At 44.2% G+C, this 14,079-nt stretch carries 13 protein-coding genes; all 13 read right to left on the reverse strand.

The window, feature by feature from the left end; translation table 11 throughout:
• Nucleotides 1–119: 119 nt before the first annotated feature.
• Nucleotides 120–1,523 carry a PAS domain S-box protein gene (locus K2P83_RS10375; protein WP_292928902.1) on the reverse strand — a complete coding sequence of 468 codons (1,404 nt, stop codon included), beginning with the start codon at nt 1,521–1,523 and terminating at the stop codon, nt 120–122.
• Nucleotides 1,524–1,563: 40 nt separating this feature from the next.
• On the reverse strand, nt 1,564–3,843 hold the full coding sequence (locus K2P83_RS10380) for an EAL domain-containing protein (RefSeq protein ID WP_292928903.1): 2,280 nt from the start codon (nt 3,841–3,843) through the stop codon (nt 1,564–1,566).
• Nucleotides 3,843–4,004, reverse strand: a complete 162-nt coding sequence (locus K2P83_RS10385) for a hypothetical protein (protein WP_292928904.1) — start codon at nt 4,002–4,004, stop codon at nt 3,843–3,845. Before K2P83_RS10385 ends, K2P83_RS10380 begins: the two co-directional genes overlap by 1 nt.
• Before the next feature lie 577 nt (nt 4,005–4,581).
• Nucleotides 4,582–5,478 (reverse strand): hypothetical protein, encoded by an 897-nt coding sequence (locus tag K2P83_RS10390; protein WP_292928905.1) that lies wholly within the window; start codon nt 5,476–5,478, stop codon nt 4,582–4,584.
• A 39-nt stretch (nt 5,479–5,517) separates the two neighbouring features.
• Nucleotides 5,518–5,904, reverse strand: coding sequence for a prepilin-type N-terminal cleavage/methylation domain-containing protein (locus tag K2P83_RS10395; protein ID WP_292928906.1), 387 nt, complete (start codon nt 5,902–5,904; stop codon nt 5,518–5,520).
• A 5-nt stretch (nt 5,905–5,909) separates the two neighbouring features.
• The gene (locus K2P83_RS10400; protein WP_292928907.1) at nt 5,910–6,440 is read right to left on the reverse strand and encodes a type II secretion system protein; all 531 of its coding nucleotides are present in this window, start codon (nt 6,438–6,440) and stop codon (nt 5,910–5,912) included.
• Entirely contained in the window at nt 6,430–8,706 is a 2,277-nt protein-coding gene (locus tag K2P83_RS10405; protein WP_292928908.1) for a secretin and TonB N-terminal domain-containing protein, read from the reverse strand. Before K2P83_RS10405 ends, K2P83_RS10400 begins: the two co-directional genes overlap by 11 nt.
• Nucleotides 8,703–9,272: a hypothetical protein gene (locus tag K2P83_RS10410; RefSeq protein WP_292928909.1), complete on the reverse strand. Its 570-nt coding sequence runs from the start codon at nt 9,270–9,272 to the stop codon at nt 8,703–8,705. Before K2P83_RS10410 ends, K2P83_RS10405 begins: the two co-directional genes overlap by 4 nt.
• 1 nt (nt 9,273) lies before the next feature.
• Nucleotides 9,274–9,855 (reverse strand): hypothetical protein, encoded by a 582-nt coding sequence (locus K2P83_RS10415; RefSeq protein ID WP_292928910.1) that lies wholly within the window; start codon nt 9,853–9,855, stop codon nt 9,274–9,276.
• Entirely contained in the window at nt 9,852–10,400 is a 549-nt protein-coding gene (locus K2P83_RS10420; protein WP_292928911.1) for a PilN domain-containing protein, read from the reverse strand. The genes K2P83_RS10415 and K2P83_RS10420 overlap by 4 nt, the downstream gene beginning before the upstream one ends.
• Nucleotides 10,388–11,221 (reverse strand): hypothetical protein, encoded by an 834-nt coding sequence (locus K2P83_RS10425; RefSeq protein ID WP_292928912.1) that lies wholly within the window; start codon nt 11,219–11,221, stop codon nt 10,388–10,390. The genes K2P83_RS10420 and K2P83_RS10425 overlap by 13 nt, the downstream gene beginning before the upstream one ends.
• Complete coding sequence (locus K2P83_RS10430) at nt 11,202–12,893, reverse strand: GspE/PulE family protein (protein WP_292928913.1); 1,692 nt, start codon at nt 12,891–12,893, stop codon at nt 11,202–11,204. The genes K2P83_RS10425 and K2P83_RS10430 overlap by 20 nt, the downstream gene beginning before the upstream one ends.
• Nucleotides 12,890–14,074, reverse strand: coding sequence for a type II secretion system F family protein (locus tag K2P83_RS10435; RefSeq protein ID WP_292928914.1), 1,185 nt, complete (start codon nt 14,072–14,074; stop codon nt 12,890–12,892). The genes K2P83_RS10430 and K2P83_RS10435 overlap by 4 nt, the downstream gene beginning before the upstream one ends.
• Nucleotides 14,075–14,079 lie beyond the last annotated feature (5 nt).

Consider the following 14,079-nt stretch of genomic DNA (forward strand, 5'->3'; position numbering starts at 1 on the left):
AAAATGCTCATTTATTAAGCATAAACTGCGCTTTTTCGCCTGTTTTTGCCTTGCATCGGCTGCCTCGAAAACGTTTTGCAACAGCCTGTTAATACTTCACTCAACTGGATGTAGTCTGCCTACTCGATAGATAACGGAACATTGAGATGAAAACTCGTCGGATTTCTACGATGAATAATCAATTCCGCTGAAATCTGTTCACTCAACAAATGAACAAGCTGTAGGCCAAGAGAGGCAATATTTTCGATATCTAGCTCCTCCGGTATGCCTATACCGTCATCAGTAATGAGTACCTGTAAAATTTTTGGATTCAAATGCTTTAAAGTGATATTAATATTTCCAGAATCGTTCTCAGGAAATGCATATTTCATCGCGTTCGAGCATAGCTCATTAAGAATTAATCCTAAAGGAATACTTGTATCGATTGAAAGAAATACTTGATCAACATCAATATTAATTCTTATTCTGGAAGTATCTATGGCATAAGAAGTCGAAAGGCTATCGACTAAGGATTGAGTAACGCTGGAAAAATCAACGCGAGAAAAATCCAATGATTCATATAAGATTTGATGTATCAAAGCCATGGATTTCACTCTGTTTTGACTTTCTTTCAAAACAGAGATAGCCGTACTATTAAATAACAAATCAGACTGCATACCAAGCAGGCTATCGATAATCTGAAGGTTGTTCTTCACCCTGTGATGTATTTCCGCCAAAAATAAATCCTTTTCTTTCAATGCTGCTTTGAGCTGTTCTTCTTGTTGCTTCCGTTCGGTAATATCAATAACGGAAGCAAGTACCACAATACCGCTGGGCGTTTGGATCGGATTCAGCCCCACTTCAACGGGAAATTCTTTTCCGCCCTTGTGCAAACCATAAAGATCCCTGCCATGGCCCATAGAACGTCTACTTGGATTCTTTAGATAATTACCTCTTAATTGTGGATGATGCCCGCGATGCGAGTCCGGTATCAAAATCTCAATAGATTGGCCTACCAATTCTTCACGTTGATAACCGAATAATTCCTCAGTCGTAGAATTTACCATCATAATTTTTCCAGTATGATCGGTCATAACCATACCGTTGGGAGAAGCTTCAACTGACAGGTGTATCATTCCCTCAGCATGTCTGCGATCAGTGATATCGACAATAGCAGCTAATACAAAAATACCGTCATTCTCAGTTTCAACCGGGTTCAGACCCACTTCAACCGGAAATTCTTTTCCGTTCTTGTTCAAACCATAGAGTTCTCTGCCATGACCCATCGGGCGTGATTTTGATTCGCTGATATAGGCTTGCCGATATCCAGGATGCTGCTTCCGGAATCGTTCAGGGACAAGTATTTCAAGAGGTTGACCGATTAATTCTTGCCTGGAATAGCCAAATAGATTTTCAGTCGCAGAATTAACCATGACAATTTTTCCATCAGAATTCGTCATAACCATGCCATTGGGAGAAGCTTCCACCGCAAGCTGCATCAACTCTTTTGGATTCGTGAAATTACCGAAATGGGTCAGCAGCATATTTTTAATTAATCTGAATAAACTATAAACAGGAAAAAATTTAAAATTTTAATGCCCTCAGACGATCCGGCAATATCTTGATTAAATAAGGAATCTGTTCAGGATCGACCGGTTTGCTGAGCAAATAACCTTGCAATTCATCACAACCAAGATTATTAAGAAAATCAATTTGATCGTATGTTTCGATACCTTCTGCAGTAACTTGCAGGTTGAGCTTTTGGGCCAATGCCAGAATAGCCGCCGCAATGGCACAATCATTGTTATCGTGTGGTATATTTTTCACGAAACTTTGATCAATTTTTAACCGGTGTATCGGGAGATTCTTTAATGAACTCAAGCAGGAATACCCTGTTCCAAAATCATCGATGGAAATAGTTATTCCCAGACTTTCCAATTTTTCTAAACAGGTAATGTAAATTAATTCATCCTGCAAGCAGGATTCTGTGATTTCCAGTTCGAGTAAGTGAGCAGGCAAAGAATACTGCTGCAATAATTCTGCAATAAATTTTTGCAGGTGCTTATCCGCAAGCTGGCGGATTGAAATGTTAACGGCAATTCGCAAATCATTTAGGCCTTCGGCTCGCCATTGGTTAAGTTGTCTGCATGCTTCCGTCAGAATCCAGTTGCCAATTTCAACGATAAGTCGACTAGTTTCAGCGACAGGGATAATTTCTGCGGGAGACAACAATCCTTTAACAGGGTGTTGCCAGCGGATCAACGCTTCAACTCCAGTTATTTTTTTCTGCGCTAAAGAATATTGTGGCTGGTAATGAAGCAGAAATTCATTTTTCATTAAAGCATGATGCAGCTCCCTTTCTCGCGTCATGTAATGGACGGCCTGTTGCGTCAAAGTGGGGTGGTAAAAAGCGTAACGGTTACGTCCCTTGTTCTTTGCTTCGTACATGGCCGTATCCGCCATTTGCAATAAATCATCGGGGTGATTGGAATGATCCGGGCAAACACTGATGCCGATACTGCAAGATGGAACAACCTCCATATTGCTAATGACCACTGGACTAGAGAGACACTCCAGTATTTTTTCAGCGACTTTGATAAGCGCATCGCGGGATTCGACATTCGTTACAATCACGATAAATTCATCGCCGCCCAGCCTTCCCAATGTGTCGCTTTCCCGCAATACCGCAAGTATTCTTTGTGAAACGAAACACAGCATCGAATCACCGTGCCTATGGCCCAGGGTATCATTAATGCGTTTAAAGTTATCCAGATCGACAAACAAAACACCCAGCAGCGACGCGTCTCGCGAAGCTTTTGCAAGAGCTTGTTTTAGCCGATCCATGGTCAACATACGGTTAGGCAAATTTGTTAGACTATCGTAATACGCAGTCTGTGTAAGCTGCTCTCGTGTTTCCCGGATAGCTGTAATATCCGATATCATCACAACGAATTGTTTCTCATCACTGACAGCCGCCGGAATGAATCCAATCGTTAACCAGGCATACATGGTTTCATTATTTCTCTTGGATGCTTTGATTTCACCTCGCCAATGACCATCCTTATCGATACCTTGCCATATATTACTGTAGCTATCTTCGCCCAGAGAACGGCTGGTTAGAAATGGTAATTCTTTATTTCTTAGATTACGCGGTTGAAACTTAGTAATCTCATAAAAGGCGTTATTGGCACAACTAAACTGCCTATCCTTATTAAGAATAATGATACCTTCTGTAGCACATTCAAAAACGGTAGCAGCTTGTGCTAATCGATCTTTTGCAAGATGGCTCTCGGTTGTTTCTTGCAAAACACCAATTATTTGATGTTTTCCTGCGTTGCGATTTTTAAATGACTTGCCATACAATTTATACCAATAGTTTTTCCCTGCATCAGAAATAACACGAAACTCTATCTCAGCGGTGGAACCTTTCTTTCCACGTAGCTTAGCAATAAATTCAGACACTTTCTGCCTGTCACTTTCATTAATTGTGCGAAAGAAGCTTTTCCAGTCGGATATCGGTTGAAGATTTCCCTCAGGACTTTTACCCATGAATATCTCATGAGAATCTGTTGTTGTCTCCCATGTGCCCAGCCGTGCAGCTTCCAGTGCAAGACGAAAGTGTTGCTCATTTTTTATGAGCCGAATGTCACTTTGGTAACGCTCTATGCTAATTTGGATAATGATGTGTAATTCTCTATCGGAGAACGGTTTTAACAAATAGCCGTAGGGTTTGGTTGCGCTGGCTCGAGTCAGGGTTTTTTCTTCAGAGTAAGCAGTCAGGTAAATGACTGGAATACTATGTGTTTTTTGCAGTAGGGTGGCAGCTTCCACGCCATCAATATCTCCCTGTATGTGAATGTCCATCAACACAATATGGGCAATTCCTGATCTATCAACGCTAGCGCTTTATGACCGCTGGCAGCCATTCCTGTGACTTGGTAACCTAATTTGGTCAGGCGTCTTTTCAGATCGACTGCAACAATCTTTTCATCTTCAACGATCAGTATCTTTATGTATTCACTCATATTCCATACCCATTTGGCATAGCAATTTGTATTGAGTAATCCCTACAAATTACTGGTTTACAATTTCAACTATTTTTCATTTCTCAAAAAATCGCTGCAAATACGTGGGTTTTCCGGTTCAAAATTCGATAAATGAGAGACCGTTAAACTGTTTCTTTCATAGCGGAGAGGACTGTAATGGGCATATTCTAATTAAACAATCGAATGGCAGATTCAGTAGGAAGCACCAATAAAAAACAGACTAACATAAAAGGACAATTAATTAACATCAGCATTGTCTTACATCAGTGAGAAGCTCTGAATCATTTGACATGACTCAATAACGTACTGTAATTCGATATTCATACAAATACTGAAACTTATCGTTTCCTTTTATTGATAACTTAGACTTAGATTTTGACTGCTGTCAATGATGCAGTGGCAATTGTTCGTGTATAAATCCCCGCCATTACCATGAGATTTTTCATATTTCCGCAATTCTCATCCGACAAGGCCACGAAATCTCGTCATTCGGATCGAGTTGATCCACAACTCCAGTACCTGAGGAGGATAGAATGCTGGTCTTATAAAATTACCGCTATTGTTGCGATGGAAAGCCCGATGAGGGCGCACTGGGATTCGACGGTGCTGAAGATTGCGGTGCAAAGGGTGAAGCATTTCCCGGAGAAGGGGGCGAAGGATTTGTCTTCGATGAAGATTGGGGTGCAAAGGGCGAAGCGGTTGGTGAAACCGCGTTGGGTTTTGCTGGAGTCGATGCTGGTTTTGTCGAGCCGCTGGTATCGCCTGGCTTATAAACAAACTTCCAATCCTGGTAGGTTAGTGCTTCCGAGAATTTGGCAAAATGTTCAGGAAATTTATCCTTCTTAATCGGCTTTCTTTCAGAGAGGCTATATACCCCAATAATTCTCTTACTAATATTGGAGGTTGTTACTGAGCCAGTATTTGGCACTGTATTGTTGGATGCCGGGGCACTGTTGGGTGCCGTGGTATTATTGGCTGTCGAAATATTACCGGATGCCGGATTATTGGCCCCCAGGCTGTTACTGGCTGCCGGATTATTGTTAGGCGCGGCACTATTACCGGATGTTGGGTTCTTATTGGGTGCCGGGCTATTACCAGGCGCTGCGGTCTTATTGGCAGCTGCGTTACTGCTGGGTGGCGGTTCCTCAACGATACCCCACTCAACTGTGTTCATTACCGGATCCGTATAGATTTTACGCAAATGGCGTTTAATAGCCGGTGTGCGTTTGTCCTGAAGCAAATCTTCCAGTGATTCTGGATATTGTTTAGTGCCTGTATTGTAATAAGACATGATTGCTTTACGGAATTCTTCGCCTATGTACAACAATTCAGCTTCTTTCTCCCGCTGAGATTTGGCTTGCCACACCTGTCCCGTTCCTGCCATTACAATCCCAGCCAAAGCAACTGCAAACAAAGCCCATAGATAAACAAAACCATTTTCTAGCTGCGGCATACTACTTTCGCTGTGAAAAGTCGAGCAAATTGGCATCGCTTACCATTCTTCATAAAACGTACCATCCGATGCCCGTCCTGAATAGCCGCTGTGAACATCATAGACGCCTGTTTCAGTAGGATTTTTAGGAGGCACTTCAATCCAGGTTTTGTTATTCTCAGTGAATGGATCTACCGGAACACTACGTAAATACCGCTTGTCGACCAATTCCTCCAGATCAATGGGATACTTCCCAAAATCAGAATAAAACTGATCAATCGCGTTACGCATGATACCGAGATCCTGCTGCAGAACGGCCTCCTTGGCCTTATCGAGCGAATTGAAATAGCGCGGCGCAACAATACTTAATAAAGTGGCGATGATTGCCATGACCACCAGTAGTTCGATCAGTGTAAATCCTTTGTACTTCGGCTTGCAAAACAGCATAACAATCACCAATCCCGATATGGAATGCCATTAAGACCGATGCCTTCTGAACGTGAGTGAACATCAAAAACATCATCACCTTCTTTGGGACTATCCCATGGACTCTCATAACTACGCCTTCCCCAGGTGTCTACAGCTGGAGTTGCCGTTATCCCGACGACATCCAGCTCAATAAACATAGGATCCCTGGGTAAGCGGCGCAGAAAATAAATTATCTTTTTATCCGGACTCTTAACATCTGGCACCCCCATGAATAATTCTTCTAGCCTGGGTGGATAACCGGATTCATCGGCTTTCTTGGTAACACGCCCTTCGTCTACTGCTTGTTTATAGGCGTCAATCGCCGAGCGTATCTGCCGTAGTGCAACGCGCAACTCTTGTTCCTTTTCACGCTTCACCATGAGTTCGCGCAACGGCATTGCTGCTGTGGCCAGAATGGCCATGATCGCCACAACAATCATTAGCTCAATCAGCGTAAAACCCCTGTGTTTTTCAGAGATTCCGAGTAAATGCTGCATGCCCCGCTTATTTGACATTAATACTGACGGGGGGCGGCAGTGTTACTTCAACTGAGGTGCCATTTTCCAGGTCTTCTGCGACTGCATTCTGGATATTAATTTCTGTTGCGCCTGGGTTTGCAGCAATCACCTTAAAGCGTATTTGTGTCGCCAAACCAGACGTTTGATCTTTACCTAACTTGATTGTACGTGTTCCGGATTTATCTCCACCATCCAGCGCCTCCAACATACTGGCCTCGTAAGTTAATTGTAGGTCCGTATTAACCATAGCTTTTGCACCAACCAGCCTGACATTAACCGAAAATTCTTTATCCAAGCCTACGTTGGATGGCGCTTGTAGCGTAAGTGCTGGAGTAGCCGTTGCGCTCGAAGCAGCACTAGCAAAAGGATTCGGGGGAGGATTTTGATCATCCGATGGTGCGAAAGCATCCGCTATGCTTCTTACGCCACCACGCCCCGATCCAGCCGGAGCAATGGCCAGTGATTGCGCTGCAGTCTTTTTAATGGTAACCGGTAATTTACCCGCATCACTTGCCGTACCAAAGTGGTATTCGTTTTCTAAGTTAATTGGTCTTGGAATATTACGAACAATTCGTGGGGTTATGAGCAGAACGACCTCATTCTTCGTTCTTTCAATATCTTGATTGGACGTCAGTCGGTCCAATCCAGGAATATTTAATAACCCTGCGAGACCGCCCACTTTTCTAGATTCTCGATTATCAATAAGCCCAGCTATAACTTGCGTTTCTCCATCTTTTATAGTCAGCATAGTTTCAGCATTTCGCGTTCCGACAACGGGAGCCGTCGCTCCACCCGGACCTGTTATAGTATTTATTAAAGAGCTTACTTCCAGGGTAACTTTTAGTGTTATGTCATCGTTTATGCCAATACGAGGCTCAACATCGAGCTTAACCCCTAAATCAATAAAAGTCGGCGTTGAGGTAACGATAGAACTAATACCCGGCTGCACATTGGCCGTGAAGAAGGGTTGCTTGGTACCCACATGAATTTTAGCTTTTTCCCGATTATTGACTCGAATCCTGGGGTTAGCCAATATATCTCCCGTTGAAAGGTTTTGCAGGAAATCGACTTTGGCTTGACTAGTCATACCGAAACTTTTGAGTCCAGAAAAGCCAAAGTTACTGAGTAAGGCCGCTGGAGCACCAACAACTGCTTGTCCAGCATAGTTAAATTGCAGCGACTGAGGGAAATTAGGTCCCAATAAAAATTTGTTAGTACGCGTAATATCCAGAATGGTGACTTCGAGCATGACCTCTGGCTCTGCATAATCATTCAAGCTTACTAATCGCTCAGTTAAACGAATCGCTTCCAGCGTATCGCGCATGATAAACAGATTAAGTTGCTCGTTGACATAAATGTCTTTCGCTTTAACGATGCCTCTAATCATCGCTACCATTTGCTTGACATCAGTATGCGCAATTTGAAAACTGCGTACGACCAGTTCCTGATAATCTTTCAACTTGGCTGGCGTATTCGGGTAAATCAACAACGAATTACTATTGAGCACCTTGTAGGCTAATTGATTGGTCGTAAGAATCAACTTCAGTATATCTTCGATAGTGTTTTGCCGGACAAATATGGACAGTTTGGTATCCTGTCTTATATCTTTATCAAAAACAAAATTAATTCCCGCCGTGCGGGACATCAACTCAAACACGGTTTTTAAATCAGTATCTTTAAATTCCATTGTCACCGCTTTCTTGAAGGCTGATTCCAGTGCCAAATCAGTCACTTCAGGTCGCGTCAATCTTGAGTTAATCTCTGAAATCAACTGACGCGCATACGACTGCTGCGGATTCTCCTGCAAAATGGCTCGTACCATTGTTTCTGCCCCCAACACATCATTGCGCACCAACAATGCTCTGGCGGCATCAACTGCTGCGATATGGCGGCGCTCCAATGCTATTAACTCGATACCCTCCTTAGCGCGTTCATTGAATGGATAGAGATTTAAGATGCGTTGAAATGCTTGTTCTGCACGCTCCAGATCTCCAGACAAGCGTAAGTTCTCAGCATCAAATTGAAGTTTGCCAACTACTTCTCCAACCAGACGTATAGATACTGTTTGAATCTCCTTATTTTCAGGTTCCTCACGTCGCGCTTGCTCTAGTTTTGCAAGCCCGCTTTCAAACTGACCTTGCGCAATCAACTTTTGCCCATCATCGAACGCCAAATTCCGGGTTCCGAATGTTCGGTTATTAATCGCACACCCAGCAAGAGTTATGAACAGAATGATTAGGACAATCGTTTTCCAGCTTTTCATCGGAAAGCCCCTGCTATCGTATTATTGATCGTCAGCGTTTGCTTTACATTAAGTGGCAAATAAGTCATTGTAATCGCATCGTCATTGATTGAGTCGAGCCGGTATTTATCGTTAATTTTTCCACCCAGTTTAGTGATGAGATTTTCCCCAGCCTGAGAGAGAAAAATCCATGTTTCATTGTCTGAAATTGCTTTTCCAGCATATTTAAATTGTAAAGGGGGTGCTGTTGGCGCGGGTGGAGGAGTGGATTTAATTGATTTAACCGCTTCTGCTGCGATAGCAGCTTGTTCTTGCAAATTGACTTGAGGTTGCTTAGGCGCCCAAGTAGTGGATGCGAAAAGCTCACCAGCCAGAGCGCTGAATTTTCTTTGCCCCAATTTACTCACATCCAGTTGTTCAACATTGTTTTCCTGATTCCTTACTCGATCACCGGATGGCTTGACCGTTTGTATGGTATCCACGGTATCAATGACTGTCTCTTCCTCGTCAACCAGCACTGCAGCGATCAATGTTGCAATCAATGCACCCCCTACCATCAATTTTCGCTTTTTCTCAGCTTGATCCATCTTATTTATTCAAGAAAAGATTAATTTCAAGACGCGCTTCAAGTTTTTCAGAGGTAACACTCTCACGTTTAATGGCGATAGCGGAAATTGCCATCGCAGGAACAGTCTCAAGCGCATCAGCCATAAAAGCACGTATTTGAGGATATCTCCCTTTTACCGGCAATATCATCTCATACCGGGCTAAACGTGCATCATTTTCATTAACCAGACGATATTCACTGCTGCTGAGTTCCACCCCTTGTTTCTTAGCCAGTTGCACCAATTCACGAATCCAGAATGGTGATGAGTCAATACGTGGAAAAAACTCATAAAACGCTTGCAGTGCTTGTTCACCACTCATTTGTTTTCCGCTTTCTGTTTCGCCGGGCATTTGTTTGGATAACGCCTGCATCTGAAGCAGATCAGCGCGTTCTTTCAGTTTCAGCAGCATTGATTCTTGCGGCAAAACCGTCGAGAAAAAATAGATGCCGGTAGCCACAATTAAGCCTAGGCCGATCTTACCAATATTACCAAGGCGGCCTACCTGCCAACGCAGCAGCATCGCCAGTTGATTTAATTGTGTTTGGAATGTTTCAGTTTTCAAGAGGTCTGAATCCATGCTGCAGTCAGAAGAAAAATAATCGGACGATGTGGATTATCTTGTTTAATCTTGTAATTTAACAAATGCACATTTTCAAAAGTCAATTCCAGTTCTAATGCTTCTACAAAATCAAGTAACTCGGACATATTCTTGGCTTCACCACTGATACGTAATGTCCGGCTGGAGACAGTTGGTTGCAATGATAATAACGCGATTTCTTCAGTAGCCGCATTTTCGATTGAATCAAATAAGGCCTCCCAGGGTAAATTCATTTGATCCAAAACCGCATTGGCTTGGATGATTTCTTTGCGAATTTCCTGACTGAATTCTTTGACCCGTGGTGTTCCACGAGTACGTGGCGGCGCTTTTTGTTGCTGCTGTTTCTCCAAGCGTTCGACGCGATTAGTCCAGTAATTCACTTCTTCCGTGATTTGCTGGAATTGCAAAAGCACACCGGTAAGAATTAACAATCCAATGAACAGGATTGAATAATCAATATGCGGAACGGACTGCCCATGATCGGGAAATTTTAATCTTAAGCGAGGCATTGGTTCATCCTGGCATAATCGGCCGGCACAGTTGGATAATGCGCAAGCGCGGGTATTTGCTCGGTTTGTATCGGCACAGCACGCCATCCACAGTTCTCAGGCAACATTAAATCCGGATGCTCAGGCGCAAACATGTAAACCAGCTCAATAGCTTCTTTATTTCCGGACAGTACCGCCTCCTGGTCCAGCGCAGCGAGAAGCTCATCCCCCGCATTTTGCAGAATTCGCTGATTACGTATGCTGTACCAAATTCCGTTTACCGATAGCGCAATACAAATTCGCCCAGTTTCTATCACAGCAAAGTACATTTTATTGCCGCGCAACAGCTTTTGCCATCGATCATAAGCGGATGCCAAATAAGGCTCGATTTCTTTCAGTTTAAATTGATAGCGTGCGGCCAGATCTTCCACCCGCGCCATCAAATCACGAGGTATTGCCGCACAAACCGCACCATACACTGGACTCCATTCGCTGATACTGAGTATCCAAGAATCAACACGCTCCGCATAAACTTCGCGCACACGAAAAGTGGCATAAGTCTTCACTTCCTCAGGCGAGGTTATTTCTGCTTGCGGCGGCAACGCAACATAGCGTACAAAATGATTCGACAGCGTCACCGCCAGTTCCGTGCCAGCCGCATCCCCCAGCTTCTCTTCCAATTGGCGCAAGGCGGATTCCCAAATAGGCGCACCTTGAACACGTTCGCATAATACTGTCACTTTAGCGGATTGAACCGGCTTAAAACCTCGCGCTGAACGAACCAAATCCACCCGTTCAGGCGCCAGAAAAACTTCAATCTGATCACGCCACAATCGTGACACGGTTTGCCTCCTCTAAGCTGGTTAGTCCTTGCCTGACCATATCTAAAGCACCTTCCCGGAGAAAGCGCGTGCCATTATTTCGCGCCGCTTCTTTGATACGCCGTATCGGCTCTTGCGCCACAATGAGTTCGCGGATTTCATCATTCAGAATCAAAATCTCGGCAATCGCATTTCTCCCCCGATACCCGCTTCCCCGGCATTGGCCGCAACCTTTTCCACTTCGAAACTTAAATTGACTCGCTTCTTCGGCGGAAATTCCGGATTCTGCGATCAGTTTATCATCCGGACGTTCGTCCACCGCGCAGTGTACACATAACAAACGCACTAATCTTTGTGCCACGATTCCGTTCAAGGCAGACACAAAGCTGTAAGGATCCACACCCATATGGGAAAATCGCCCAATGACATCAAACACATTATTCGCATGCACCGTTGTAAATACAAGATGCCCGGTCAGCGCAGCCTGTATGGCGATTTGCGCGGTTTCAGCATCACGAATTTCGCCCACCATAATCTTGTCAGGATCATGACGCAGGATTGACCGGAGCCCTCGCGCGAAGGTCAGTCCTTTTTTCTCGTTAACCGGTATTTGCAACACACCGGGTAACTGATACTCAATTGGATCTTCAATGGTAACAATCTTGTCGTGACCATGATTCACTTCCGATATTGCAGCATACAACGAGGTTGTCTTACCACTGCCGGTTGGACCGGTAACTAGCAACATCCCATAGGGTTCCGAGCTAAGGCGGCGAATAATCGCAATGGCTGCTTGATTAAAACCCAGCTGGTTTAATGTCAATCCTTCAATATGATCGGATAACGCTTGCCGGTCAAGAATACGCAAGACAGCATCTTCGCCGAAAATACTCGGCATAATAGAGACACGAAAGTCAATTTCCCGCCCCTGGATAGAAATCTTAAATCGGCCGTCTTGCGGCACCCGGCGCTCCGCGATATCCAATTCTGACATCACTTTGATCCGGGAAATGACTTGCTCAGCCAAGTCTGCACCCTGCATCACACCAATGGATGTTAATACGCCATCGATGCGGTATTTAATAGAGAGCGCGCCTGTTGTCATTTCCAGATGAATATCACTGGCTTGGGATTTATGCGCGTCATACAAGGTAGAATGCACTAGCCGAACAACCTGGCTGGTACCCGCATTGATACTTTTTAAAGACAGGTCTTCGATGCCGCTCTGTATATTGTCTAACTCAGTAGAAGGTAATACTTGATCCATGGCGCGCATGGTTTTCTCTTGCTGAGTAAAAAAAGCGGTCAGGTCAGCCGGATGTACCAAATACCATTCAACAGCCATATCAAAACGTTCTTCAGCCCATGCGCGTATTTTGTTTGAAAATGGATTGCTGACAGCGAGCAAATAGTTCTGGTCTCGACGAAATAATACGCATTCATGCATGATTGCTTCCGCAAAAGGCAATCGATCAAATGCCGGACTCAAGGCATGAATCGCTTTCATTTCCAGCACCGGCATATGCAGTAGTTTTCCTAGCTGTTGTACCAGTTCATCGGGTGTATAGCCGCCGGTTTCATCCAATATCTGGATAACAGAAATGCCTTGTTCGAATGCTCTCCGCCGGACATCAGCCAGGCGACTGAGATCAATCGGTTGCTTGTTCCCGGATTGTATTGATGCTTCAATCAATTGATGCTTCCTGCCAATTCAAATATTGGCATATACATAAGAATAATAATACCGCCAATCACAATGCCGATGACCGCCATCAATAGCGGCTCAATCAGTTTGGTTGTCCACTCAACCCAGCGGGCGATTTCCTCATCGTGAAAATTACCGATTCGCTCCATCATATCTCCCATCAAACCAGTTCTCTCGCCAACGCGGAGCATACGATTCCCCACGGCAGTTGTTAGTCCCTCGAGTTCCATCGCGCTGGAAATCGTTTTGCCTTCACGAATATGCTTGGCCGCTGCATTCACATTTGGACGAAAATGCGGTTGCAGCAACCCACTGACCATTTCCAGTGCTTGTGTAATCGGAATTCCGCCACGTAACAGCATTCCCAATGTTTTGTAGAAACGCGCCAATTGATAAACACGCATGTGCTCTCCAATCGCGGGAATGCGCCACAATAATCGCATGACATTGGCGCGAAAGGCTGGCCGGCTTACTGTGTAAATTGTCACGGCCAGCAGAATCACCGTTGCAATGGCCAATTCCAAGCCACGTTCATGAACAAAATGCCCCCATTTAATCAATAATAGCGAAAGCCAGGGCAAATCACTGCCCATATCGTCATAAATGGCACTAAATTTTGGAACAACAAATACCAGCAAGAAGATAGAAACCAGAAAACCAATAACCAGTAACAGCACAGGATAGATCGATGCGCCGACCAGTTTCTTGCGTACAAAATCCATCTGGGTTTGGTAAGTAATAAATCGTGTTAAAGCTTCCGCAAGATCTCCAGTTCGTTCACTGGCACGCACTGTTGCAATATACAAAGGCGGGAATGCCTGGGGAAACTCTCCCAATGCCTGGGAGAAGGTTACACCTTCATAAAGTCTTGCAAGGATATTCTGGATAATTTTGCGATTGCCGGTGTCTTGTTCTTTTTCTAGCAAGGTTTCAATACTTTCTACCAGACTGAGTCCTGCAGTTTGAAGTGAAAGTAATTCCTGACTGAAATGCACCAATGGAAAATGGCTTTTCGATTTCAGTGAAAAACCTGAAAAGCTTCGCCGTATACTTAAAACCATTCCACCCTGTTCAGCAACCTGAAGACGAGCCTCCTCTTCACTGTTAGCCTCCAGTTCAAGGTACACAGTACCCTGCCCGGATAAAACTGCTTTCACTTCATAACGCATTACTT

This window comes from Nitrosomonas sp., assembly GCF_019752415.1.
Classification (GTDB): Bacteria; Pseudomonadota; Gammaproteobacteria; order Burkholderiales; family Nitrosomonadaceae; genus Nitrosomonas.